Here is a 25,564-nt window from a genome sequence, read left to right as displayed (position 1 = left end):
AGTCTTCATTGTGCCCTGCTGCGCTAAGTGATCGATGCAGGGCTACTCACAGTCGTACCGAGATCACCGCCTCGGCACCAAAACGAACGTGACCCGCTCGTCTTATCGATAGACGGGCGGGCCACGTTGCGCGTTGCAAAGAAATTCTTAGGCCATGCAAGTTTTCCGGCTCAGGCCAGGACGTCCTGCAGGTCCTTCAGCAGCGCGGCCTTGGGCTTCGCGCCGACGATCTGCTTCACCGGACGGCCGCCCTGGAACAGGATCAGCGTCGGCACGGACATGATCTGGTAGTCGCGGGCGATCGACGGGTTGGCGTCGATGTCGACCTTGGCGACGGTGATCTTCGCGCTGTGCTCGGCCGCGATCTCCTCCAGCACCGGGGCAACCATCTTGCACGGGCCGCACCAGGTCGCCCAGAAGTCGACCAGCACGGGCTTCTCGCTGGTCAGCACGTCGTCCGCGAACGACTTGTCGGTCACCGTGACGGTGGCGCCTGCCATGTTGCTCTCCCTAAAAGATCTCGCAGAAGGAACTTCAGTTGCTCTTGCCGTAGCCGCCACCGACGGCCTCGGCGGCGATCTCGGCCTGCTCGGTGCCGTGCTCGGCGAGCCACCGCTCCGCGTCGATCGCGGCGCTGCAGCCGGACCCCGCGGCGGTGATGGCCTGACGGTATTCGTGGTCGACCAGGTCGCCGGCGGCGAACACGCCGTCCAGGTTCGTGTACGAGGACTTGCCCTTGGTCACGACGTAGCCCTCGGCGTCCAGGTCGATCTGGCCCTTGACCAGCGCCGAGCGCGGGTCGTGGCCGATCGCGAGGAAGAAGCCGGTGACGGGCATCTCGGACTCGGCGCCGGTCTGGGTGTCCTTGATCTTGATGGACGACACGGTGCCGTCACCCAGCACGTCGGTGACCTGGGTGTTCAGCTGCCACTTGATCTTCTCGTTGGCGCGGGCGCGCTCCAGCATGACCTTCGAGGCGCGGAACTCCTCGCGGCGGTGGATGACCGTCACGGACTTGGCGAAGCGCGTGAGGAACGTCGCCTCCTCCATGGCCGTGTCGCCGCCGCCGACCACCGCGATGTCGTGGTCGCGGAAGAAGAAACCGTCGCACGTCGCACAGGCGGACACACCGCGGCCGAGCAGCTCCTGCTCGCCGGGGATGTCGAGGTAACGGGCGGCGGCACCCATCGCGAGGATGACCGCGCGCGCCTCGTACTCGACGCCGTTCGCGACGACCTTCTTGACCTCACCGGTCAGCTCGACCGACTCGACGTCCTCGGCGCGCAGCTCGGCGCCGAAGCGGATGGCCTGCTCGCGCATCTGCTCCATGAGCTCGGGGCCCATGATGCCGTCGCGGAAACCGGGGTAGTTCTCGACCTCGGTCGTCGTCATGAGGGCGCCGCCGTACTGCGAACCCTCGAAGACCAGGGGCTCCAGCTGCGCACGTGCCGCGTAGACCGCCGCGGTGTAGCCCGCCGGTCCCGATCCAATGATGATCACGTTGCGCACGCTCACGGCTCTGCAACTCCTCGATCTCGTCGTCTGACTGGCTCAACGGATCGTAGGTGCAGCTAATTCCGTGACTTGAGCGACTACCTAGGCTTGATGGTCGTGTCGGCCAGAACGCCCGCCGGCTTGTCCGGCCCGCAGGTCTCCGGATCCAGCACGACCAGCCGGAACTCACCGAGTCCGGCGGGCAGGATCGCCATCACGGCGTCCTTGCCCTCCAGGTTGATCGGGCTGATGCCGAGCGGCGTGCCCGAGCTGGTGATGCCACCGCCCTTGAGACAGCCGGCCAACCGGTCGGGCGTCTCCAGCGGGCCGTAGTTCTGCGCCTTGAGCACTTCACCGACCGCGGAGCCCAGCTCCTCGCGCTTCAGCGCCAGCGGAGGGGCGGCGTCGGCGGGCTTGGACGACGTGGCCGCGGGGGGCTGGGCGTCGTTCGAGGTCTGCTGCGCTTCCGGCGACACGGCCAGGACGATGCCGAACGCGGCCGCGGCGGCGACCAGCACACCACCACCGCCGAAACCCAGCCTGCGGTTGCGGCGACGGCGAGCGTCGTTCAGCGAGACCACCGGCGCGATGCCCGGACGGGCCTCGGCGGCCAGCGCGGCGTCGATCCGAGCGGCCACGTGGTCGGGCATCGGGATCGGCGGCAACGCCTGCAGGTCCTCCAGCGTGGCGTCGAGAGCCCGGAGGATCTCGGCCGACTCCGCGTCCGCCTCCACCCTCGGACGCAGCTGTGCGGCGACCTCAGGGGGCAGCACACCCGCGTGGAGGTCCGCGATGAGGTCAACCGACCACGGCGGACCCATCGGCACGCGCTCCATGCCGGTCATCGACCCTCCCACTGACGTTGCTCTTGCACATTCACACCGTCAGCTGGGACGTTCGCATCTGCGATTCGGTTCCTGAGGTGCCCGAGAACTTTGGCGAGCTTGGCGCGACCTCGCGCACACCGGCTCTTGACCGTGCCCTCCGCGATGCCGAGGAGCTTGGCCGTCTCCGCGACCGAATACCCCTCCACGTCGACGAGCACGATGGGCGCCCGCTGCTCTTCCGGCAGCTCCATCAACGCCTGCTGCACCATGAGGCTGGTCTCGCGGTCGCTCATCGCGTCACGTGGCGCGACGGGCTCACCGGGACCGGCCTCGGGCAACGGCACTGTCGGTCTTGTTTGTCGGCGTCTCATCCGGTCGAGGCACGCGTTCACCACGATCCGGTGAAGCCAGGTGGTGACCTGTGACTCCGCGCGGAACGACGACGCCGCCCGGAAGGCCGAGATGAACGCCTCCTGGAGCGCGTCCGCGGCCTCTTCCGGGTCGCGCAGCGTGCGCAACGCCACCGCCCACATCCGGTCCCGGTGCCGTTTGACCAGCTCCGAGAACGCGTAGGGGTCACCTGCGGCGTGGGCCGAGATGAGATCGGCGTCCGAGCTGGCTGCGGCGGTCACGAATGGCACTTTAGCGAGGACGATCACAGGTCACCCGTACAGGTCTACCCAGCGTGGCTGAGTAGACCTACTTGGTGGGCCGCTGCGCCAGCGGCCAAAGCTACTGCGCCCTGGTGTAGAGGATCTCGCGGATCTCGGTCTGGTTCTTGCCGCCGCCCGGACTGGCCAGCTGCGTGATCCAGATCAGCACGTGCCCGGTCGCCTCGTGCTCGTTCAGCTGGATCTGCGTCTGCCCGTCCGACAGCTCCGCGACCCCGATGACCTTGGTCTCCTCCAGCGGCGAGTCGAGTGCCGAGGCGACCCGGATCTCGACCTTCGTGCCCTTGCTGGGCGAGGTGACCGTGACCGAGGCCAGCTTCACCGGCTCCGCGAACGACGCCATCAGCCCGATGCCCGGCTTCAGCGTCGGGAACGGCTGGAAGTAGTTGTCGGTCCGCCAGAACGTGCTCGCGTTGCCGTCGACGGCCCTGCTCGCCTGGTTCGCGCTGTCGGGCTGGTTCGTGACGTCGTAGACGCCGATCTGGCCCGGCTGCACCGGTCCGGCCGGCGCGGGCGGGGGCGCGGTCTGGCCGTTCGAACCCGGCTGGTTGATCACCACGGTCGGGCCGCCGCCCTTGGACGGCTCGTCGCTGAAGAACCCGACGATCTGCACGCTCAGCCACACGATCACGGTCAGCGTGGCGACGGCGAGCACCGCGACGCTGATCCACAGCTTCTTCTTCTGCTGCTTGTCCTGCCGCGGCCGCTGGGTCGTCCACACGACCTGGTCGTCGTCATCATCCCCACGGGACGCCACGGCCGGGATCAGCGACGTCTGCGCTTCCTCGGCAGCGATCTGGTCGAGGACCTGCAGGATCGCCGCGGAGGTGCGGATGCCGCCCACCGAGGTGTCCTCCAGCGAACGCACCGCGACGGACGACAGGTCGTGCGGCAGGTACGGGTGCAACGCGTTCGGCGCGACCACGGACCCGTCCGGCCCGGTCGGGGCCACCGGCACGCCCTGGGGGCCGCCCGGCAGCGCCCACCGGCCGGTGAGCAGCAGGTACAGGATCGCGCCCAGGCCCTTGACGTCGTCGCGCGCGATCGCGTCCGGCCTCGGACCGGGGAACGCGAGGCGCAGGCGGCCGTCCGAGGTGACGCGGATGCGCTGCGGGTGGTCTGCGCCCAGCACGAGACCGGCGTGGTGCGCGCCCTCGATGGCGGCGCCGAGCGGCTCGAGCAGGCGGGTCGCGGCGCCCGCCGGCAGCGGACCCTCCGCGATGAGGTCCATCAGGTCGGTGCCCTGGGTCCACTCGGCGATGACCATGCCGAGGATGCCCTCGTCGGGACGGATGCCGGTGCCCGGCGTCAGCACGTCGATCACCCTCGACACACCGGGGTGCGTGAACGACGACGCGTGCATCGCCCGTTCGACCGTCCGGCGGGCACGGGCGGCTGCTTCGCCGTTCGCCAGGTCGCCCAGGAGGATCGTCAGCGCCACGTCCCGGTTGAGCTGACCGTCCCGCGCGCGCCACAGCTCCGCGTTGGACCTCGCGTCGGTGCCGGATTTCGCGAGCAGCCGGTAGCGGCCGTTGCCGATGACGCCGCCGGGGACCAGGGCGGCGTGAACTCCGCTACTCACGGAAACGAGGGTACGGGACGACGGTCACGGACTGGAGTCACCTTCGCCGCACCAAACGGTTGATCTTGGCGATCGCCGGCTTCATCTCCGGCACTCGGAACGCGGCCAGAAGGCCGAACGCGAGCGGCAGGCCGATCAGCGTCACCAGGATCGTCTCGAACCAGGCGGCCACGACCGGGTTCGAGAACCCGATCACGCCCAGGAGCAGCAGGTTCACGCCCTTGGCGACCGCGAAGGCCACCGCGGAGGCGACCACGGTGAGGCAGACGGTCCAGATGGTGAAGCCGGTGCGCAGGCGGCCGAGGCGGATCCGCAGCCACACCTGGCCGACGATCGCGCCGAAGACGAAGCTCAGCGACATCGCGAGCGACACGCCGACGGCGAGCTGCTCGGGCTCCGACACCGCGAGGAAGAAGTACAGCAACGCGATCCGGACGGCCACGATCAACGCCTGGATCAGCGTCGGCGTGCGCGCGTCCTTCATCGCGTAGAAGACCCGGATCTGCAGCAGCGTGATCGCGTACGGCACCAGGCCGAACGCCGACAGCGCGAGCGCCAGGCCGACCGCCGTGCCGCCCTCCACGCCCGACTTGCCGAACCCGAACGCCGCCAGGCCGATCGCCACGCCCGAGACCGTCATCAGCACGCTGAACGGCATCAGCAGGATCGACGACATGCGGTTGCCGAAGAGCAGGTCGCGCACGATCGCGTCGTTGTCGTTGTTCGCCGCGGCCCGGCTCATCTTCGGCATCAGCGCGGTCAGCAGCGAGACGCCGAGGACGCCGTACGGCACCTGGGCGATCAGCCACTGGAAGTTGAACGCCGCCAGGGCGCCGTTGCCGTTCGTCGCCACCTTGGTCAGCACCGTCAGGCTGGCGAACCCGAGGCCGACGTAGAGCAGCACCCAGAACGCCAGGCCGCCGAACTCGGCGAGCCGCGCGTCCCAGCCGAACCGCCACTTGAACCGGAAACCGGTCCTGCGCAGCGCCGGGATCAGCACCGACGCCTGCACCGCCACACCGAGCGCGGTGCCGAGACCCAGCACCAGCACGTGGCTGTCGGTCATCGAGACCGGGTTGAGCGTGATGTCGCCGGGCAGCAGCCAGTAGACGCCGAGGACGACGATCACGACGAGGTTGTTCAGGACCGGGGCCCAGGTGGGCAGGCCGAACACGTGCCGGGCGTTGAGCACCGCGCTGAGCAGCGCCGTCAGGCCGTAGAACACGATGCCGGGCAGCACCAGGTAGGCGAACGCCGTGACCAGGTCCCTGTTCGCGTTCGGCGAGTCGGCGATGAACAGCGAGGTGAGCAGCGGGGCGCTGGCCACCGCGATCACCGTGCCGACGCCGAGGATCGCCGTGCCCATGCTGATCAACCACTGGGCGTACGACTCACCGCCGTCGCCGTCCTCCTTCTCGGCGCGGACCAGCAGCGGGATGGCCACGCTGGTCAGGATGCCGCCGAGCAGGAGCTCGTTGATCATCGTCGGCAGCGTCGAGGCCGCCTGGTAGGAGTCGTTGAGGGTGCCGATGCCCAGTGCCGCGACCAGCAGCACCTTCGACAGCAGGCCGGTCACCCGGCTGACGATCGTCGCGATCGCCATCGAGCCGCTGGCCCTGGCGACCGACGGCTCCTGCTTCTGCTGCTCTGGCTGGGTGGTCGTGGCTGTCTCGCTCACGCGCTCGACTTCTCCGGTGTGACGTTCTCGATGGAAGGTGCGTCGCCGTTCTCGCCGTTGCGGGCGCGAACCCGCTTGTAGATGCGACGCCCCGAGAGCAGGACGAGCGCGATCCCGGCCAGCACGGTGACGATGACCGTGATGGTGCCGTACGCGGACGACGACACCTCCAGCTTGACAGTGTCGCCGAGCGGAACGCCCTCGGGAGTGGTCAGCCGCACGTTGACCGGGAACCGGCCGGACCGCAGCACCTCGACCGGCACCCGCACGACGCGCTCACCGCGGGCGGGGAGCACCTGGTCGGCGAGGTCGAGCTTGCGGATGCCGGGGGTGTCGGCGAGGTTGATCCGGACCGTCACGCGGACGTCGAGCTTGTTCGTGAGCGTGATCGGGATCGGGCTGTCGCCGGAGCCGAGCAGGATCGGGCTGTTCGGCTGCGTCACGCCGACCATGCCGGTCAGCGCGTCGATCTCGCTCTGGCTGACCTGCGCCGCGGACCGGGCGCCCTGCTCGTTGCCCCGCCACGCGCCGGACATCGTCCGCAGCAGGCCGAGCCACAGCGGGTCGGCCAGGTCGGCGGGCGACGCGTGCGCCGTGTCCTCCTGCTGCATGGCCGCGACCAGGCCGTTGAGCTCGGCGCTCTGGTTCGCGACGGAGTCCGAGATGATCGCCGAGATCTCCCTGGCACCGGCCTCCGGCGGGTAGGCGACCTTGGCGTTCGTGACCTCAGGGGTGGCGCTGGTGAGCTCCTCCAGGCCGGTCTGCGTCGCGTACCCGCCCGCCAGCAGCTTCTGGGCGGTGGCCAGGAACTCGGTCATCTCCGAGAGCGGCGCGTGCCAGCGGCGCGGCGGCGCGACCAGCACGTTGCGGCCGTCGCCCTGCCAGCCTGCGCGGAACGCCAGCACCGACAGCGCGTTCTGCACCGACACCGGCTGGCTCTCGACCGGCGCGGCCACGCCGGACAGCGTGCGCGGCCGCGAGTCGCTGCCCTGCAGCGCGTCCGAGACCATCGAGTCGATCTTCACCGCGGTCACCGGGGTCTTGCCGCCGATGCCGACGGGCCCGGTGCCCGGTGCGTCCGCGAGACCCGTCGGGTCCAGGAGCAGCGACTTCACGCCGGGGTAGCGCCTGTCCGGCTGCGGCGTGACCAGCTCGTCGAACGTCGACTGGTCGAGCACGCCGTCCTCCGGCCAGACCAGGTCGGGCAGCGGCTGCACGCCCAGCACGTCCTGGATGAGCTTGGGACCGTCCGTCACGGCGAGCGTGCTGATGGTGGAGAGCTTCGCCCTGTTCAGCGCCACGAGGTCGGCGTCGGCGTACGGCAGCGCGACGACGCACCGGCCCGTGACGGCGAGCTTGAGCCGGTCGAGCCACAGCTCGGCCTCGCTCTGACCCTTGCCCTCCGCGCCACCGCGGACCTCGTAGCCGTTGCTCATGGCCTGCACGGTGCGCAGCAGATCGGGGTCGATGGCGAGGCACATGGCCGTGCTCATCTGCGAGATCGCCTGCTCGTAGGCCTGCAGCAGGCCGTACAGCCGGCCGTTGACCGAGAGCGACGTCGCGAGGTCGTCGTCGATCAGCTCCGAGTCGCCCTCGCCGCCGAGCCTGACCAGCCGGGGGCGGTCCGCGATCGGCCACAGCACGGTCATCTTCGCGCCGGCGCCGACCTTGCCCTTGGTCTCGCCACCGGGCACGCCGAGGACGGGCAGCAGCGTGGACAGCGCCGCGAGGCGTGCCTGGCCACCGAAGTCCGGCCTGCCGTTGATGTTCGCGAGGATCGGGTAGATGCCCGGTTTGTCGACCTCCAGCGAGGTCGGCTCGGTACCGCGCAGCGGCACCTCCAGCGTGAAGTCCTTCTGCTGGCCGGGTTCGAGCTCGCCCGCGACCGGGGTGAACTTGGGCTGCACGGCCTCGGCGGACGCCGGCTCGCGCAACGCCTTGCGCAGGTCGTCCTCGGCTTCGAGCGGCTCACCCCGTTCGAGGCGCAGCACGATGTCGAACACCTTGCGGTCGCCGACGTTGACGATCTTGCCGGTGATCTTGACGGTCGACGGGGAGTCGCTCGTCACGAACCGGGGTGTGAGCTGGTCGATGTCGAGCCGCAGGAACTGCGGCTGCGCCTGGCCGGGCTGTGCGGAAAGCGATCTGGTCGCCCACACCTGCGTAGCCGGTGCGGGCATGAACGGCAGCGCGTCCACTTCGTCCGGTTGTGACTGCTGAGCGCCGGCGGGCGGCGCTGCGATCACCACGAACGCGGCGACGGCGGCTGTGCAGACGAGCTTCCTCAGGCTCACGCCGACTCCGCCCCGTTCGGGCAGCGGTCGGAGAGCAGTTCGGCGGCTCGGCGGACCAGACGGCGCTCATCGGCATGTGCGAGTCGCTCGTCCAGTTCGCCGAGTGGCACCCACGCCACCTCGGTGACCTCCACGTCTTCGTCGGAAAGCTCTCCCCCCGTCGCTTCGAGGAGGAAGTGGTGAACCGTCTTGTGCACCCGGCGGTCGTCCGCGACGAACCAGTAGTCGATCGACCCCAACGGGCGCAGCACCCTGCTATGAATACCGGTCTCCTCGGCGACCTCGCGCACCGCGGTCTGTTCCGCGGTCTCGCCGGCCTCGATGTGACCCTTGGGCAAAGACCACAGCAACCGGCCTCGCCGGTCAAGTCTGCCGATCACCGCGGCCCGTTGCTCTCCGTCGAGCACCAGGCCACCCGCCGACGTCTCGTCGACGGTCTTGAGCCTCCGACCCCGGCGCTTCTTCCGGCGCCCCGGTTTGGGACTCCCGGAACGTGACGCTGACGGGGACATGAGCCCGATCGTACTTACGAACCTTAAGTACGCTGGTTTCTCGTGTCTCGATCGCTCCAGCAGAATGCGGTGGTGGAGAAGCCCGCCATCACACCAGTCGTCGCCGAGCTCGCCGCCCGGTTCGCAGCCGAGGGCAAGCGCCTCTACCTCGTGGGTGGAAGTGTGCGCGACGCCGTGCTGGGGCGCCCGACGAACGACTTCGACTTCACGACGGACGCGCGACCTGCGGAGATCCAGAAGCTGCTGAGCGGCTGGGCCGACGCGCAGTGGGACACCGGCATCGCGTTCGGCACCGTCGGGGCGTCCAAGAAGGGCGAGATCATCGAGATCACGACCTTCCGCGCGGACGTCTACGACGGCGTGACCCGCAACCCCGAGGTGACCTTCGGCGACTCCATCGACGGCGACCTGGTCCGGCGCGACTTCACCGTCAACGCGATGGCGTTCGACATCGCCGCCTCGCAGTTCGTCGACCCGACCGGTGGTCTGCAGGCGGCGCACGACGGCGTGCTGGACACCCCGGCGACCCCGCAGGAGTCGTTCGGCGACGACCCGCTGCGCATGCTGCGCGCCGCCCGGTTCGTCTCGCAGCTCGGCTTCACGGCCGCGCCGCGCGTGATCGAGGCGATGCGGTCGATGGCAGGCCAGCTCACCCGCATCACGCCGGAGCGCGTGCAGGTGGAGCTCTCGAAGCTCCTGTGCGGCGCGCACCCGCGCCGCGGCATCGAGCTCATGGTGGAGACCGGGCTGGCCGACGTCGTGCTGCCCGAGCTCACGGCCATGAAGCTGGAGATCGACGAACATCATCAGCACAAGGACGTCTTCGACCACTCGCTGGTTGTGCTGGAACAGGCAATTGATCTTGAAGAAGTTGATCAATCACCCGATCTGGTGCTGAGGATCGCCGCTCTCCTGCACGACATCGGCAAGCCGGCGACCCGGAAGTTCGAGTCCGGCGGCGGCGTCTCGTTCCACCACCACGAGGTCGTGGGAGCGAAGATGGTCCGCAAGCGCTTGCGCGCGTTGCGGTTCTCGAAGGAGATCACCGAGGACGTCGCGAAGCTCGTCTACCTGCACCTGCGCTTCCACGGGTACGGCAACGGCGAGTGGACCGACTCGGCCGTGCGCCGGTACGTGACGGACGCGGGTGACCTGCTGACGCGGCTGCACAAGCTCGTCCGTGCGGACTGCACGACCCGGAACAAGCGCAAGGCGAACCTGCTGAAGCGGACCTACGACTCCCTTGAGGAACGCATCGCGCGCATCGCCGCCGAGGAAGACCTCGCGCGCGTACGCCCGGACCTCGACGGCAACGAGATCATGAAGCTCCTCGGCCTGCCGCCGGGCCGTCAGGTCGGGGCCGCGTGGAAGTTCCTCAAGGAGCTCAGGCTCGACCGCGGACCACTGGATCGCGACGAAGCCGAGGCCGCGTTGCTCGACTGGGCGCGCGAACAGGGGATCACCCCGCCCGCGTAGTGACGCATTGTGAGCGAATGCAATCCCCGCGTTAGCGAAGTGTCAGCGCGGGGAGGCACCATGGAACCCGCGCTAGGGGGCGCATGGGGGGTGGTGCAGATGTTCGCCTGGGGACTTTCCGCAGGTCCTGCCGTCTACGACCTGGACGTTCTGACCGACGACCAACGGGCCGTGCTGCGGTGTCTCGCACGCGGTCACGCCGAGCACGAGATCGCGCGCGTGCTCGGCATGGGGCAGCAGCAGGTGGCCGACGAGGTGGCCGACATCCTGCTGCGCCTGGATCTACCCGATCGAGTGGCTGCTGTCGTTTTCGCGCACGAGGCCGGGATGCTGCACCTGCCGTTTCCGCGCTGACAGGAACAGGTAGGCGCCCAGCCCGACCAGGTAGAGGGACGCGGCGACGAGGATCAGGCCGGGCGAGCGCCCGTCCAGGGGGACCACCGTCGCCGTGATCGACACCGCCGTGACCTGCGCGATGTTGAAGAGGGTGTCGTAGAGGGCGAACACGCGCCCGCGCACCTCGTCGCCGACGTCGTGCTGCACGGCGGTGTCCACGCACAGCTTGACGATCTGACCAGCGAAGATGATCACGAAGCTGGCCAGCAGGATGGTCACCAGCGTCATCGGCAGACCGAGCCCGACCTGCGCGGCGGCAGTGAGCAGCAACGCGCCGCAGATCGTGCGCCGGACGCCGAACCTGTCGACGATCCGGTCGGTCAGGATGCCCGCGAGCAGCACACCCGCGCCGCCCGCGACCGCGACCTCGCCGAGCCCGCCGATGCCGGCCTTGAGGATGCCGACGTCCTCCAGGCTGTAGCGCATCAGCAGCAGCGTGATCATGAGGCTCATGCCGAACGCGGCCCGGTGCGCGAGCAGCGCGGCCAGACCGGCCGTGACGCTCGGCGTGCGCCAGGTGGCCTTCGCGCCGTCCACCAGACCCCGTGCGACCGCGCTGATGGCGTTGTGCGGCTCGTTGACCTCGTCCGGCCCGAGCACACCAGGCTTGAACCGGCTGGCGATGAACGCGCTGAGCAGCAACCCGAGCACGGCGATGCTGGTCGTCCACGCCGACCCGCCGTCACCGGCGCCGAGCACCGTGCGGAACCCGATCGCGCAGGCCGCACCGATCACGGCCATGATCGCGCCGGCCGTCGTGGCCAGCGCGTTCGCCTCGACGAGGTGGTCCTCGGGCACGACGTGCGGCAGTGACGCGGACAGCCCGGACCCGACGAACCGGCCGATGCCCATGGTGACGAGCGCGGAGACGTAGAGCGGCAACCCGCTGAGCCCCGCGCCGACCGCCGCGGCCGTGAGCAGGATGAACGCCGCCCGCGTGGCGTTCGCGACGACGATGACCTTCCTGCGGTCCCACCGGTCCAGCAACGCGCCCGTGAACGGCCCGATCAGCGAGTACGGCAGCAGCAGCACGGCGAACCCGGCCGCGATCGCCGCCGGATCGGCCTGCCGTTCGGGGTTGAAGAGCACAGCGCCGGCCAGACCGGCCTGGAAGAGTCCGTCACCCCACTGCGACGCGAGGCGGGTGGCGAGGAGCCTGCGGTACTCGGGAATGCCGAGGAACCGGCGTGATCCCCAGTGGTGCTTCTCCACCGCAAGCGTTGTCACCGTTGCACTCTATGCGCGCAGTGGTGAAAACCACGAAAGCCGGACCTCGCGGTCCGGCTCCCCTGGTGCCGGATGCCAGGTCGCCTCACGGCGCGTTGCACCAAGCGGTTCCAGCCGAACGGTATTCCGCAAGGGCGGTTGTCTGTTGAGCCCGGGGGACACAAAGACATCCGACACCTCAGTCTAACGGGGAGCGGGCCTGAGTTGTTCCGGCGATCACGAGTGATTTCATGGTGACGTGCGTCCCGATGACGAAGTCGAAGTCGAGCCAGGCTCCCTGTTGGTTGCCGCTCCGAGCCTCAACGACCCGAACTTCACGCGCACCGTCGTCTACATCATCGACCAACGTCCAGAGGGGACCCTCGGCGTCGTGCTGAACCGCCCCTCCGAGGTGGCAGTCCACGACGTACTGCCGCCGTGGGGCTCCCACGTCACGAAGCCGCAGTGCATCCACATCGGCGGCCCGGTCGAGCAGAAGACGGCGCTGTGCCTGGCAGCCCTGAAGGCGGGCACCGACCCGGCGACCGTGGAGGGCCTCGTCAGCGTGCAGGGCCCGATCGCCCTCGTCGACCTCGACGCCGAACCGGACGACCTGATGCCGCTGGTGCGCGGCCTGCGGGTGTTCGCGGGCTACTCGGGGTGGGGCGAGGGGCAGTTGCAGGGCGAGATCGACCGCGGCGACTGGATGGTCGTGACGGGGCTGGCCGACGACGTGCTGGTGGGCGCGCAGGTCGACCTGTGGGGCCGGGTGCTGCGCCGGCAGGGCATGCCCCTCGCGCTGCTGTCGACCTACCCGAAGGACGTCCGCGACAACTGATTCACGTGAAACCTCGGGCACGAAAAAGGCCGGATCACCCGGTGATCCGGCCTGATGCTTGCAGTTCCTAGAGCCCGGCGAGCGGCGAGCAACCGCCACCACCGCAGGCGCAGCCACCACAGCCCTTGGGCTTGACCGGCTCTGGCAGCGCCTCCGCCGCGCGGCTCCCCACGACCCCGGCGGCGAACGCGATCACCAGCGCCCCGACCAGGCCGATGATCCCGGCGGTGACGGCGAGGTCGGCCATGACGAACGCCATCGCGCCCGACACGATCGCCACGGCACCGGCCGCGATGTTCGGCACCCCCGCGACCCGGTTGGCCAGCGCGAACGTCTCCTCGTCGCGCAGGGCGGCGGCCGTGCGCACACCGACGAAGCGGTTGCGGCGCAGCTTGCCCTGCAGACCCATGAGACCGACCGCGCCGAGAGCGACGCCGAGCACACCCAGGACGACCGACAGCACGATGTTCACCCCATGAGGGTAAGCCGGTGCTCGCGTTCACCTCGACCTCACCCCGTGCAGATGTGCCTCAGGCCACCGCCGGGTGCATCCCGCTTGCGCTGCGCTGATACCGTTGACGACATGAGCACGGCCCGCCTGCTCCTTATCTAGCCGCGACGACCTCTTCGAGAGACGGTCGGCGCGGCCACCCTCCATGCCCATCTGGGCTGGGGGGTTTCGTCATGTCAGGGGCAGGAACAGACGTGAGAGGGACCTTGAAATGAGCACGGACGCGGCGGAGATCCCCGCCTACCGCTACACCGCCGACCTGGCGAACCAGATCGAGGCGCGGTGGCAGCAGTACTGGGAGGACCACGGCACCTACTACGCGCCCAACCCCGTTGGCGCGCTCAAGGGTGACGTGCCCGCGGACAAGCTGTTCGTGCAGGACATGTTCCCGTACCCGAGCGGCGCCGGCCTGCACGTCGGCCACCCGCTGGGCTTCATCGGCACGGACGTCTTCGCGCGGTACCACCGCATGAACGGCCGCAACGTGCTGCACACCATGGGTTTCGACGCGTTCGGCCTGCCCGCGGAGCAGTACGCGGTGCAGACGGGTCAGCACCCGCGCAAGACCACCGAGGACAACATCAACACCTACCTGCGCCAGATCCGCAGGCTGGGGCTGGGCCACGACGAGCGCCGTCGCATCTCGACGATCGACCCCGAGTACTACAAGTGGACTCAGTGGATCTTCCTGCAGATCTTCAACTCCTGGTACGACGCCGACGCCGGCAAGGCTCGGCCGATCGCCGAGTTGATCTCGCAGTTCGAGTCTGGCGAACGGGACGTCGAGGGCGGCCGCACGTGGTCTGAGCTGTCTTTTGCCGACCAGCAAAGGATCTTGGGCGAATTCCGCCTGGCCTACATGTCGGAGGCGCCCGTCAACTGGTGTCCCGGACTGGGTACTGTGCTGGCGAACGAAGAGGTCACCGCGGACGGTCGCAGTGAGCGTGGCAACTTCCCGGTGTTCAGGAAAAACCTGCGCCAGTGGATGATGCGCATCACCGCGTACTCGGACCGGCTGATCGACGACCTGGACCGGCTGGACTGGCCCGACAAGGTCAAAGCCATGCAGCGCAACTGGATCGGGCGCTCGCACGGTGCCCGAGTCCGATTTGCGGTGGGAAGCGAGAACATTGAGGTCTTCACGACCCGTCCGGACACGCTGTTCGGCGCGACCTACATGGTCCTGGCACCGGAACACGAGCTGGTGGACCAGATTGCGACGCCCGATCGCGTGGCAGACATCGCCGCGTACCGGCGCGCAGCGTCCCTGAAGTCCGAACTGGACCGGCAGGAGAACAAGGAGAAGACCGGCGTCTTCATCGGGGCGTACGCCAAGAACCCGGTGAACGGCGAGGAAATCCCCGTCTACATCGCCGACTACGTCCTGATGGGCTACGGCACCGGCGCGATCATGGCCGTCCCCGGCCAGGACCAGCGCGACTGGGACTTCGCCACGAAGTTCGACCTGCCGATCATCCGCACGGTGCAGCCGTCGGAGGGCTTCGAGGGCGACGCCTACACCGGCGACGGCCCGGCGATCAACAGCGGCTTCCTGGATGGCATGGCCATCGACGAGGCCAAGAAGACGATCATCGGCTGGCTGGAGGAGCAGGGCTCCGGCCACGGCACCGTCCAGTTCAAGCTGCGCGACTGGCTGTTCAGCCGCCAGCGCTACTGGGGCGAGCCGTTCCCGGTCGTCTACGACGAGGCCGGCACCGCCATCGCGCTGCCGGAGTCGATGCTGCCGATCGAGCTGCCGGACGTCGACGACTACTCGCCGCGCACCTTCGAGCCGGAGGACGCGGACACCGAGCCGTCGCCGCCGCTGTCGCGCGCCACGGAGTGGACGACGATCGAGCTGGACCTGGGCGACGGCCTGAAGTCCTACCGCCGCGACACGAACACCATGCCGAACTGGGCGGGTTCGTGCTGGTACCAGCTGCGCTACGTCGACCCGGTCGAGACCGAGCGGTTCGTCGACCCGGAGAACGAGAAGTACTGGCTGGGCCCGCGCACGGCAGAGCACGGCGCGAACGACCCCGGCGGCGTCGACCTGTACATCGGCGGCGTCGAGCACGCGGTGCTGCACCTGCTGTACTCGCGCTTCTGGCAGAAGATCCTGTTCGACCTGGGCCACGTGTCCGGCGACGAGCCGTACCGCCGCCTGTTCAACCAGGGCTACATCCAGGCGTACGCGTACGTCGACCCGCGCGGCGTCTACGTCCCGGCCGACGAGGTCGTGGAGCAGGACGGCAAGTTCACGTACAACGGCGAGGAAGTCCGCCGTGAGTACGGGAAGATGGGCAAGAGCCTGAAGAACGTCGTCACGCCGGACGAGATGTGCGAACGGTACGGCGCCGACACCTTCCGGTTCTACGAGATGTCCATGGGCCCGATGGACGTCTCCCGCCCGTGGGCGACCAAGGACGTCGTTGGCGCGCAACGGTTCCTGCAGCGCCTGTGGCGCAACCTGGTCGACGAGACCGACGGCTCGCTGCGCGTGACGACCGACGAGCCCTCGGCCGAAGCGCTGCGGCTGCTGCACAAGACGATCGCCGGCGTCCACGACGACTACGCGAACCTGCGCTACAACACGGCGGGCGCGAAGCTGATCGAGCTGAACAACTACGTCACCAAGCACTACGCCGGCGGCACGCCCCGCGCGCTGGCCGAGCCCCTGGTCCTGATGCTGGCGCCGCAGGCCCCGCACGTGGCCGAGGAGCTGTGGGCGAAGCTGGGCAACGACGGCACGCTGGCGCACGGCCCGTTCCCGAAGGCCGACGAGCAGTACCTGGTCGAGGACACGGTCGAGTACCCGATCCAGGTCAACGGCAAGGTCCGCTCGCGGGTCGTCGTGTCGGCGTCCGCGTCGCAGGACGAGATCAAGGCCGCGGCTCTGGCCGAGGAGAAGATCGCCGAGCTGGTCGCCGGTGGCGAGCCGCGCAAGGTGATCGTGGTGCCCGGTCGCCTGGTGAACATCGTTCTGTAGCAACGGGAGGAGCTGGCGTGGCTACGGCCGCGCCAGCTCCACCAGCACCTGCTCCACCTCCAAAGACGGGTCGGCCACGCGTGCCGCCCGCAGCGCCCCCGCGAGCACGGTCATGAGCATCTCCACGACCAGGTCCACGTCGAACGGGTGCTCGCTCGTCAGGTGATCTCGCGCCAGCTGGTCCGCCGCCGTCGTGTACATCCGCAGCACGGCCCGCACCGCCGGTCGCTCGAAGTCCAGGCCGAGGTTCTCGCACAGCTTCCGGTTGCCGTCGTCCCGCACGGCGTCGAACGGCTCCTCCGCACCCCACGGCCGCAGCACCAGGTTCAGTGCCAGATCGCGATGCGCTGCCAGGTACGTCAGGTGCGCCCGGTGCGACTGGCGGATCCGCTTTCCCAACGGCACGGCCGGGTCGCTGACGTGCAGGTCGAGCACCTCACGCCCGATCGTGCACAGCACCTCGCCGTAAAGCCCCTGCTTGCTGCCGAAGTGGTGGAACACCAACCCGTGCGCGACTCCCGCGGCTCGGGCGATGTCGGCTGCCTTCACCTCGTCGTACTTGGACGTGATGAACAGCTCTCGGGCGGCGACCAGGACCTTCTCCCTGGTCGCGGCGGCGGTGGCGGCGCGGGTCATGAGCCCACGCTAACAGGTTCGTTGACTCCCAGTCAGTGAAGGAGTATCCGTTGATTAAGAGTCACTGACTTGGAGTCAATGGAGGGACCATGACCAAGACGCTGATCATCGGCGCGACGGGCACCGTAGGTGGCCTGGTGCTGGACGAGGCCGTACGCCGAGGGGTGGACGTGCGCGCGTTGGTGCGCAACAAGGAGAGGGCGAACCTGCCGGACACCGTTGAGCTCGTCGAGGGCGACCTGGCCGACCGCGAGGCCGTGAGCAGGGCGGTCAGGGGCGTCGACTCGGCGTTCTACGTGTCGCCGCACGAGACCAACGAGATCGAGATCGCCACGGTCTTCGGGCAGGAGGCCGAACGCGCGGGCGCACGGCTCGTGTTCGGCGGCTTCCACATCGAGGACGCGGACGCGCGCGAGGCGGCGGCCCGCGCGATCCCTGCCTACAAGCCGAAACTGCAGCTCGCGGCGTTCCTCGCGAGCACCGACACCCGGCCCGCGATGTTCAGCCTGACCAACTTCGCCCAGAACGACGAGGTCTTCCGCGCGGACATCGAGGCTGGCGTCTTCCCGACTCCCCTGCACGTCGGCGGCGTCAACCGGATCGACCTGCGCGACGCGGCCGAGGTGCTCACGAACGCGCTCACCGACGTGAGCTTCGCGGCCGGCTCCTACCAGCTCGTCGGGCCGGAGTCGTTGAACGGCGAGCAGTCCGCGCGGATCTGGGCCGAGGCGCTCGGGCGCGAGGTCCGCTACACCGGTGACGACCCGCAGTGGCGCGAGGCGTTCGCGAAGAGGCTTCAGGGGCAGAAGCTGCAGGACTGGATCCGCAGCTTCGAGCTGCTCAGCGCGGCGGCGATCCCGACCGATCCCGCCGACGTCGAGACGATGACGAAGCTGCTCGGGCACGCGCCGCGCACGTTCCGCGACTACGTGCGCGACGCGGTCGCCTAGCCAGCGTTCTTGGCGATCAGCTTTCCTGGAAGCCGATGTCCGCCAGCATCTGGTCCAGCATGCTGTCGAACATCGGCTCCGGGTTGCTCACCGCGAACGGGAACCGTCCGAACACCTCCAAAGCCACGTGCCCGTACAGCCGCACCCACGACTGCACGACGTGGTAGATCTTGCCCAGGTTCAGGACCTCGTCCGACAGCGTCACGCCGTGCTCGGCCACCGCGTCCCGCAGCACCTGCTGGAACCGCACCAGATCCTCGTGCAGCACCGCCGGCACCGGCTCGTCCACGTGGTTCGCGTCCTGGTTCGACGCGATCAGCGGTCCGGCCAGCTGCAGGAACACCGAGCCGAACTGGTCGGCGCCGATCGGGTCCCGCGGCGACGCGAACACCAGCGCGAACTCCTGCGGGTGGGCCAGCGCCCAGCGGCGGAAGGCGTGGCACACCGCCCTCACCTTGCACCCCACCTGGCCTGACGTGTCGGCGGCGAGGTCCGCGTACAACGTGGCCGCCATGTCCGCGCAGATGTCGTCGCAGAGCTGCCGCAGCAGGGCGTCGTGCGAGTCGTAGTAGCGGTACAGCGCGGGTGCTGTGATGCCTAGTTTGCGCGCGATCGCACGGAGGGTAACCGCATCTTGGCCACTTTCGACCAAAAGGGTGCGGGCCGCCTGCCGAATCTCACGCTCGGTCTCGGCGCGGAGTCGTTCTCGGCGAGTGGCCTCGGTCATATGTCACTCCATCGGGTTGTAGACCCCGTCCACTGACCCGTACGGTTTCAGTGAACGGTGTTTACAAGAGTTCACGGGATTCACAGCACGGTAACCCAGGAGGCCGTCGTCGATGTTCGCGAAGTGGGGCTCTATCGCATATCGCCGCCGGTGGGTGGTGTTGATCGCGACCGTACTGCTCGCGGTGCTCGGCGGCGTGTGGGGCATCGGCGTGTTCGACAAGCTCAGCCAGGGTGGCTACGAGGCTCCTTCCAGTGAGGCTGCGCGGGCCGACAAGGTAGCCGAGGAGGCGTTCGGGCGGCAGAACGGTGATGTGATCGTCATTTACCGTGGCGATTTCGGTAATCCGCTCGAGCTCAAGAAGATCGCCGACCACATCAGCGGCTTCCCGAAGGACGACGTGCTCAAGGCCGTCGGGCCGGTGCCGTCGGACGACAAGCAGCAGGCGCTCGTCGCCATCACGCTGACCAGCGGTGACTCGAACGAGCAGATCAAGCAGTTCCAGGACGTCGAGTCGCAGCTCAAGATCGACGGCTTCACCGAGCAGGTCGGTGGGCTCGTGCCCACCCAGAAGGCCATCAACGACATGTCCCAGGAGGACCTGACGCGCGCGGAGATCTTCTCGCTGCCGCTGGTCCTGCTGCTGCTCGTGATCATCTTCGGCGGTCTGGTCGCCGCGTCCCTCCCGGTCGTCGTCGGCGGTCTCGCGATCATGGGCGCGCTCGGCGTGCTGCACGCAGTCGCCCTCTTCGCCGAGGTCAACTCGTTCGCCGTCAACGTCGCCTCGCTGCTCGGCCTGGGCATGGCGATCGACTACGGACTGTTCATGGTCGGCCGGTTCCGCGAGGAGCTCGCGCAGGGACGGACCACCGAACAGGCCGTCGGCCGCACGGTCGCGAGTGCAGGACGCACCGTCGTCTTCAGCGCGACGCTGCTGGTCATCGCGCTGGCGGGGCTGCTGCTCTTCCCGCACGGCTTCCTGAAGTCCCTCGCGTACGGCGGCGTGGCCTCGGTCGCGATCGCGGCGCTGGTCTCGGTCACGCTGCTGCCCGCGCTGCTCGGTGTGCTCGGCAAGCGGGTCGACAAGCTCGCGATGCCGTGGCGCAAGAAGGAGCCGAGCGACCGCGGCTGGCGCAAGCTCAGCGGTGCCGTCATGAAGCAGCCCCTGCTGATCGCCGTGCCGATCATCGGTGTGCTCGTCGCGCTCGGGTCGCCGTTCCTCGGCGTGCAGTTCGGCCAGGTCACCGAGAAGGTCCTGCCCGAGGGCAACGCCGTGCGCGTGGCCACCGAGAACATCAACCAGAACTTCTCGACTCTCTCCAACACCGGCTTCAAGGTCGTCGTCAAGGGTGGCGAGCAGGCCGCGGTCCAGGAGTTCCTGGGCAAGGTCGGCGACGTGCCCGGCGTCGGTGAGGTCCAGCCGACCGGTGCGGACAAGGGCGTCACGGCCGCGTCCGCCGGTCTGGAGCACGACGCGCTGAGCGAGGAGTCGAAGCAGGCGCTCAAGGACGTCCGCGCGCTCGCCCCGCCGGCCGGTGCCGAGGTGCTGATCGGCGGCAACACCGCGGTGGTCAGCGACTCGCTCGACGCCATCGCCGACGGACTGCCGTTGATGGTCACGCTGCTGGTCGGCGCGACGCTGATCCTGATGTTCCTGGCGTTCGGCTCGGTCGTGCTGCCGATCAAGGCGGTCGTCATGAGCGCGCTGTCGCTGTCGGCGACGTTCGGCGTGCTGGTGTGGGTGTTCCAGGAGGGCCACTTCGCCGACTGGCTCGGTGTCACGCCGGGACCGCTCGAATCCGGGATCGTCGTGCTGATGGCGGCCATCGTGTTCGGTCTGTCGACGGACTACGAGGTCTTTCTGCTGTCCCGCATGGTCGAGGCCCGCGGCCAGGGCGCGACGACCGAGGAGGCGGTGACCACCGGCCTCGCCAAGACCGGCCGCGTGATCACCTCAGCCGCGCTGCTGCTGATCGTGGTGACCGGCGCGTTCGCGTTCTCGCAGGTCGCGATGATGCGGTTCGTCGGCGTCGGCATGATCCTCGCGCTGGCGCTCGACGCCACCGTGGTCCGCATGCTGCTCGTGCCTGCCGTGCTCAAGCTGCTCGGCAACGCCGCGTGGTGGTCACCCGGTCCGCTCAAGAAGATCCAGGAACGCCTCGCGCTTCACGACGAGCCGGTGGACGACCTGGACGACTTCGACGACGAGGTCCGCAAGCCGGTCCCCGTGGGCTGAGGCGGGAAGGCGACCAGGGCCGCGTCGAACGGGCGCGGCCTCGCCTCCCGCAACTCACCCGTCTTCATCCGGTACGTGGTGAGCACCGCGTTCGTGCTGTCCAGCACCGTCGTCGTCGTGCCGGTCGCGAGGAACACCCTCGTGTCACCCGGCGCGATGGCGACGCTCGGCGAGTCGATGTACAGACGTTCGCGCACGGTCATCGTCGCCGCGTCGAGGACGACGACCGACCGCTCCTTCGGCAGCGTCAGGTAGATCGTGGCGCCGTCCGGGGTGACAGCGATGCTGCCCGCTCCCCTGCCGACCTCGACCGCGCCGACGACCTGGTTCGTGGTCGTGTCGATCACCGACAACGTGCCGGGCGTGGTCTTCCCGAGCCGCATGCCGCTCACGTAGAGGCGCTTGCCGTCCGGCGAGATCGTGAGGTGCTGCGGCAGCCCGCCGATCTGCACCGCCGACGTCTGGGACGCCGTCGCCGTGTCGATCAGGCCGACCGTGCCGTCCTGCGAGTTGGCGACGTAGAGGACCTTGTTGTCCGGGTGCACGGCGAGGCCCTGCGGCTGCCCGCCGGCCCTGACCACCGCGACCAGCTGGAAGGTCTCCGGGTTCACCACCGCGACGCCGCCGGAAGTCGAGACGTAGAGCCGCTCACCGTCCGGGCGCATCGCCGCGTGCGAGAGCTGGACCTGCGTGAAGAGCCGGTCGACGATCGCGCCGGTGGACGGGTCGACCGCGGTGATCGCGCCCGTCCACCCGTTGATCACGTAGAGGCGCCGCCCGTCGGGGGACACCGCGACGCCCGTCACCCGGCCGCCGGTGTCGGCCTCCACGAGAACGGCACCGTTGCGGGTGTCCACGACCTGGACGAGACCGGTCTTCCCCACGACGTACGCAAGCGGCGCAACCGATGCGGAGGAGGTGGTCGTGTACTCGTGTCCTTGGTGGACACCCGTCGCCGCGAAGGCCGCTGAGAGCGCTAGAACCGCGGCCACGAGGCGTGGCTTTGCCATACGCCCGATGGGAACACTTCCGGGTGCTTTCGATCCACTTCAGTCACTCGGTCGAGGGAAATCTTTGCCTGGACGTAGTAAGACCGTGGCCTCAGTAGCGGAAGGGCCGCGTTCCGGTCAGCGACCACGACCGGGCGACCTCACCGTCGCGCACCGCCAGCAGTTCGGCGCCGCTGGCCGCGGGACCGGTCCACAGGAACGCGATCGTGCCGCGAACCGGGTCCAGGACCGGCTCTCGGTGCACGGTGAGCCCGCGCCGGCTGAGCCAGTCGTCGAGCACCTTCTCCAGGTCGTCGCCGCCCGCGTACGGGAGGTCGGGCTCCGAGTCGTGCCAGTCGGCCGCGAAGGTCCAGTTCTCCGCGACCTTCCCGCCGTGCAGGACGTTGAAGTCGAAGCCCGTCACCACGCCGCCGTCTGGCTTCTTCACGTCCCACAGGTAGGCGAACCGGTCGCCGCCGTCGGCCAGCACCCGCGCGGTGAAGACGTTGACGTGCTGGGCGCGGTAGCCCTCGACGAACCGCACCTGTTCCGCCGGACCGACCACGCCGTCCAGCCCCGTGGTCTGCCCCGACCACTGCACGCAGCCGGGGGTCATCAGCTCGTGCGCCAGCATCGGGTCCTCGCTCCACATGCGACACCACTGCTGCATTCGTTCTTCGTTGTTCTCCATGTACGCCACGGTTTCAGCGGACCGCGACACCGTCCTGTCGGTGTTCGGCGTCACATTCAGCGCAGCGCTTCGGCGTCCAGGCGGTCGAGCTCCGCGGCCCACTCGGCCTCGCGCGGGCGGAAGCGTTCGCCGGTCGGTTCGGCGGCGGTGATGAGGTGCAGCTGGAACCCGCGCACACCGTTGCGCAGGCGGCACCACGCGACCAGGTACCAGCCGTGCGGCCCCCACAGCAGGCCCATCGGTTCGACGTCGCGTTCCGAGGTCGCGCCGGCCCGGTCGGTGTAGGTCAGGTGCAGCACGCGGCTGGTCACCACGGCGTCCTCGACGGCCTCGGCCACCGGTCCGCTGATCACCGGGAGGTCGGGGTGCGGTCCGACCCGGTGCACCCGCGCGGCCAGCGCGTCCTCCCGCCGGCGCACGTCCGCGGGCAGCACGGCCAGCACCTTCTGCGCCGCACGTCGAGCCGCGTCCGCGAACGGCGTGGCCGACGCCGCCCGCAGTGCGACGCTGATGGCCAACGCCTCGCGCGCGGTCAGCGTCACGGGCGGAAGCGTGCGTTCACGATCCAGGCTGTACCCGCCGTTGCGTCCGGCGTCGCCGCGGATGGCGACACCGGACTCCCGCAGGGCGTCGAGGTCCCGCTCGACCGTCCGCACGCTGACCTCGAACCGGCGTGCCAGCCAGGCCGCGCTGCGCGGCCTGGGCGACACGGCACGGAGTTCCTCGACGAGCGCGTACAGCCGTTCGGTGCGGTTCACGGGACCTACTGGTAGGTGGGCGGAGCCATCTGCTGGGTCTGCTGCGGCTCCGGGGCCTTGGCCGACGACACCAGTTTCGCGTACCGGGTGCCCGCGGTGAGCAGGACCAGACCGGCACCGAGGAACGCCAGCACGCGGGCGACGCCGTCGAGCGCGGACAGGTCGAACAGCACCAGCTTCACGACCGCGGCGGCGACCAGGATCAGGCCGGAGATCCGCAGCGCCTTGTTGTTGATCCCCCTGACCAGCAGGAACAACGCGGCGATCGTCCACGACACCGTCACCACCGAGTGTCCGAAGAGGAACCCGGTCTCGTCCGGCGACACGAGCAGCGCCGCGCACAGCACCACACCGGCCGCGCCGTAGAGCAGAACCAGCCCGGAGACGATCCACGGGAACGGGTGCCTGGCCGGCTCGCGCAGCACCTGCATCTTCAGCGCCGCCCACGGCAGCACGGCCGCGAAGACGCCCAGCACGATCGCCGTCACCAGACCGGCCGCGTAGTCGCCGGGCCCGACGTTGTCGAAGAACCGCGGTTCCTCGACCAGCCAGGTGATCGGCACGGCCAGGCCGATCGTCATGAAGAACCCGAGCAGACCGAACGCGATCGAGCCGACGAGCGCGCTCTTCTTGTTGAGGCGAGCCGCGAGGAACGCCAGCAGCACGGCCTCGGCCAGCACGATCGCCGTGCGGACGTTGCCGTCGAGCGCGATCACCGTGGTCTGGAACAACGCGAGCATGCCCGTCGCACCGGCCGCCGTCGTGAACGCGCGCGGCAGGTCGGGGACCATCCAGATCGCCAGCAGCACCGCCGCGACCGCACCGGCGAGGATCGAGTTCGTGGGGTCCGAGAGCAACGTCGTCGCGAACAGCGACGGCAGCGCCGAACCCACGACCAGCGCGATCGCGACGATGTCGTCGGGACGCTTGCGGATCGTCAGGAACGCCACGGCGATGCCGACGACGGTCGTGGCCGCGGCGACACCCACGACGGTCCACTCGAACGAGCGCGGGATGGCGTTCGCGGTGGCGAGCAGCGAGGCGAGGATCGGCGGGAACCCGCCGGCGACGGCGAGACCGGGCCAGTTGCGCTTGAGCTGGACGGGCGTGCTGGCGAGCTTCAGCACCAGCAGGAACGCCACCAGCAGCACCGAGAAGCCCTCGGTGATGATCGGCGAGCACACGGCACACGCTGCGACGACGGTGACCGCGAGCGCTTGCGACTCCCACTTCAGCGCGAGCACGACACCGGAGGCCGCGACGCCGAGCCCGAGCACGAGACCCACGCCTTCCGGCAGGTAGTGGTAGAGGCTCGTCGCGGCGATCACGTCCAGGTAGAGCCCGGCGAAACCGGTGAACGCCAACGCCATCGCACCGGTCCGGCCGGCGGGGTTGCGGTGCAGCCGCATGCCGATGCCGATCATCGCGGCGCTGAACACGGCACCACCGATGACGCGCGGCAACGGGCCGAGCCAGCCGCGCTGCACGGCCAGGACCAGCAGCATGACGAAGCCCAGCACGGTGATCGCGCCACCGACCCACGCCAGCAGCCTGGAGCCGGCGCCGTCCTTGCCGAGCTTCTCGAACAGGGTCTCGCGCGGAGGCTGCGGTGCCCACGGCTGCTGCGGGTGCGGCCACTGCTGACCGGGAGGCGGCGGGAAGCCGTGGCCGGGCGGAGGCGGCGGGAGCTGCTGACCGGGGAACTGCGGGCCGGGAGGCGGCAGCTGGGCGGACGCGGCTGCCTGCGGCGACCACGGGTTCGGCGGCATTCCGGCGGGCGCCTGCTGCGGCGGGACACCGGGTCCCTGCTGCGGCACCCCGGCCGGCGGCGTCGGCACGCTCGTGGCAGGCGGCTGCGGCACCTCGACGGGCCGTGCCACCTCAGGTGCCTCGATCACCGCGGTCGCGGTCGAGGCGGAGTGCTCGCGCATCTCCGAGCTGATCGTCGAGAGCCGCTGCCCGATCGCGGCGAGCTCCAGGGCGAGGCGCTGCTCGTACCCGAGGCGATCCTGTCCGTCCATGTGATCAGAGTGAGGCAGCGCACGCCCGGTGACATCCGTACACCTACTCATCCGCTTGACTAGATCCATGTGTAATCGATTA

General features: G+C 69.2%; 22 protein-coding genes. 6 read left to right on the top strand and 16 right to left on the bottom strand.

Annotation, left to right across the window (positions count from 1 at the left end; translation table 11 throughout):
* Positions 1-170 precede the first annotated feature (170 nt).
* From trxA to ACFWN2_RS29035, 8 genes are all read right to left on the bottom strand, one after another.
* Positions 171-500, bottom strand: coding sequence for a thioredoxin (gene trxA / locus ACFWN2_RS29070; RefSeq protein ID WP_382432698.1), 330 nt, complete (start codon positions 498-500; stop codon positions 171-173).
* A gap of 34 nt (positions 501-534) precedes the next feature.
* A complete protein-coding gene (gene trxB / locus ACFWN2_RS29065) occupies positions 535-1,515 on the bottom strand; it encodes a thioredoxin-disulfide reductase (protein ID WP_382432696.1) in 981 nt (326 codons plus the stop codon).
* Positions 1,516-1,592: 77 nt separating this feature from the next.
* Positions 1,593-2,339 (bottom strand): hypothetical protein, encoded by a 747-nt coding sequence (locus ACFWN2_RS29060; RefSeq protein WP_382432694.1) that lies wholly within the window; start codon positions 2,337-2,339, stop codon positions 1,593-1,595.
* Positions 2,336-2,953, bottom strand: coding sequence for an RNA polymerase sigma factor SigM (sigM, locus tag ACFWN2_RS29055; RefSeq protein WP_089927514.1), 618 nt, complete (start codon positions 2,951-2,953; stop codon positions 2,336-2,338). Before sigM ends, ACFWN2_RS29060 begins: the two co-directional genes overlap by 4 nt.
* Before the next feature lie 100 nt (positions 2,954-3,053).
* Positions 3,054-4,574, bottom strand: a complete 1,521-nt coding sequence (locus tag ACFWN2_RS29050; RefSeq protein ID WP_382432692.1) for a protein kinase family protein — start codon at positions 4,572-4,574, stop codon at positions 3,054-3,056.
* 37 nt (positions 4,575-4,611) lie between these two features.
* Positions 4,612-6,252 carry a murein biosynthesis integral membrane protein MurJ gene (murJ, locus tag ACFWN2_RS29045; protein WP_382432690.1) on the bottom strand — a complete coding sequence of 547 codons (1,641 nt, stop codon included), beginning with the start codon at positions 6,250-6,252 and terminating at the stop codon, positions 4,612-4,614.
* On the bottom strand, positions 6,249-8,546 hold the full coding sequence (locus ACFWN2_RS29040; RefSeq protein ID WP_382432688.1) for a DUF6049 family protein: 2,298 nt from the start codon (positions 8,544-8,546) through the stop codon (positions 6,249-6,251). The genes murJ and ACFWN2_RS29040 overlap by 4 nt, the downstream gene beginning before the upstream one ends.
* A complete protein-coding gene (locus ACFWN2_RS29035) occupies positions 8,543-9,058 on the bottom strand; it encodes an NUDIX hydrolase (protein WP_382432686.1) in 516 nt (171 codons plus the stop codon). The genes ACFWN2_RS29040 and ACFWN2_RS29035 overlap by 4 nt, the downstream gene beginning before the upstream one ends.
* Before the next feature lie 42 nt (positions 9,059-9,100).
* Here ACFWN2_RS29035 and ACFWN2_RS29030 point away from each other — a divergent pair, with 42 nt between their 5' ends.
* Positions 9,101-10,534: a CCA tRNA nucleotidyltransferase gene (locus ACFWN2_RS29030; RefSeq protein ID WP_382432684.1), complete on the top strand. Its 1,434-nt coding sequence runs from the start codon at positions 9,101-9,103 to the stop codon at positions 10,532-10,534.
* A gap of 99 nt (positions 10,535-10,633) precedes the next feature.
* Positions 10,634-10,888: a LuxR C-terminal-related transcriptional regulator gene (locus ACFWN2_RS29025; RefSeq protein WP_382432682.1), complete on the top strand. Its 255-nt coding sequence runs from the start codon at positions 10,634-10,636 to the stop codon at positions 10,886-10,888.
* On the opposite strand, the gene ACFWN2_RS29020 is transcribed toward ACFWN2_RS29025, so the two are convergent.
* Positions 10,817-12,157, bottom strand: a complete 1,341-nt coding sequence (locus tag ACFWN2_RS29020) for an MFS transporter (protein WP_382432680.1) — start codon at positions 12,155-12,157, stop codon at positions 10,817-10,819. The two genes, ACFWN2_RS29025 and ACFWN2_RS29020, sit on opposite strands and share 72 nt — an antisense overlap.
* A gap of 238 nt (positions 12,158-12,395) precedes the next feature.
* Here ACFWN2_RS29020 and ACFWN2_RS29015 point away from each other — a divergent pair, with 238 nt between their 5' ends.
* Entirely contained in the window at positions 12,396-12,974 is a 579-nt protein-coding gene (locus tag ACFWN2_RS29015; RefSeq protein ID WP_382432678.1) for a YqgE/AlgH family protein, read from the top strand.
* Between the two features lie 67 nt (positions 12,975-13,041).
* On the opposite strand, the gene ACFWN2_RS29010 is transcribed toward ACFWN2_RS29015, so the two are convergent.
* The gene (locus ACFWN2_RS29010; RefSeq protein ID WP_382432676.1) at positions 13,042-13,446 is read right to left on the bottom strand and encodes an SdpI family protein; all 405 of its coding nucleotides are present in this window, start codon (positions 13,444-13,446) and stop codon (positions 13,042-13,044) included.
* Positions 13,447-13,696: 250 nt separating this feature from the next.
* Between ACFWN2_RS29010 and leuS the strand changes: the two genes are divergently transcribed.
* Entirely contained in the window at positions 13,697-16,474 is a 2,778-nt protein-coding gene (leuS, locus tag ACFWN2_RS29005; protein ID WP_382432674.1) for a leucine--tRNA ligase, read from the top strand.
* Positions 16,475-16,495: 21 nt separating this feature from the next.
* Here the strand turns inward: leuS and ACFWN2_RS29000 are convergent, their stop codons facing one another.
* Positions 16,496-17,110, bottom strand: a complete 615-nt coding sequence (locus ACFWN2_RS29000; protein WP_382432672.1) for a TetR/AcrR family transcriptional regulator — start codon at positions 17,108-17,110, stop codon at positions 16,496-16,498.
* Between the two features lie 89 nt (positions 17,111-17,199).
* Here ACFWN2_RS29000 and ACFWN2_RS28995 point away from each other — a divergent pair, with 89 nt between their 5' ends.
* Positions 17,200-18,060: an SDR family oxidoreductase gene (locus ACFWN2_RS28995; protein ID WP_382432670.1), complete on the top strand. Its 861-nt coding sequence runs from the start codon at positions 17,200-17,202 to the stop codon at positions 18,058-18,060.
* A gap of 16 nt (positions 18,061-18,076) precedes the next feature.
* On the opposite strand, the gene ACFWN2_RS28990 is transcribed toward ACFWN2_RS28995, so the two are convergent.
* Positions 18,077-18,787, bottom strand: coding sequence for a TetR/AcrR family transcriptional regulator (locus ACFWN2_RS28990; protein ID WP_382432668.1), 711 nt, complete (start codon positions 18,785-18,787; stop codon positions 18,077-18,079).
* A 112-nt stretch (positions 18,788-18,899) separates the two neighbouring features.
* Here ACFWN2_RS28990 and ACFWN2_RS28985 point away from each other — a divergent pair, with 112 nt between their 5' ends.
* Positions 18,900-21,023 (top strand): MMPL family transporter, encoded by a 2,124-nt coding sequence (locus ACFWN2_RS28985; protein ID WP_382432666.1) that lies wholly within the window; start codon positions 18,900-18,902, stop codon positions 21,021-21,023.
* Here the strand turns inward: ACFWN2_RS28985 and ACFWN2_RS28980 are convergent.
* The 4 genes from ACFWN2_RS28980 to ACFWN2_RS28965 form a co-directional block, all read right to left on the bottom strand.
* Positions 20,954-22,033, bottom strand: coding sequence for a hypothetical protein (locus tag ACFWN2_RS28980; RefSeq protein ID WP_382432664.1), 1,080 nt, complete (start codon positions 22,031-22,033; stop codon positions 20,954-20,956). The genes ACFWN2_RS28985 and ACFWN2_RS28980 overlap by 70 nt on opposite strands.
* Before the next feature lie 91 nt (positions 22,034-22,124).
* Positions 22,125-22,703: a nuclear transport factor 2 family protein gene (locus ACFWN2_RS28975; RefSeq protein ID WP_382432662.1), complete on the bottom strand. Its 579-nt coding sequence runs from the start codon at positions 22,701-22,703 to the stop codon at positions 22,125-22,127.
* Between the two features lie 56 nt (positions 22,704-22,759).
* Complete coding sequence (locus ACFWN2_RS28970) at positions 22,760-23,461, bottom strand: helix-turn-helix transcriptional regulator (RefSeq protein ID WP_382432660.1); 702 nt, start codon at positions 23,459-23,461, stop codon at positions 22,760-22,762.
* A gap of 5 nt (positions 23,462-23,466) precedes the next feature.
* Positions 23,467-25,482, bottom strand: a complete 2,016-nt coding sequence (locus ACFWN2_RS28965) for a DUF2339 domain-containing protein (RefSeq protein WP_382432658.1) — start codon at positions 25,480-25,482, stop codon at positions 23,467-23,469.
* Positions 25,483-25,564: the final 82 nt, after the last annotated feature.

Origin of the sequence: Lentzea sp. NPDC058436, assembly GCF_042721515.1 — a bacterium.
GTDB lineage: Bacteria > Actinomycetota > Actinomycetes > Mycobacteriales > Pseudonocardiaceae > Lentzea.
This window is presented reverse-complemented; position numbering and strand designations above follow the sequence as displayed.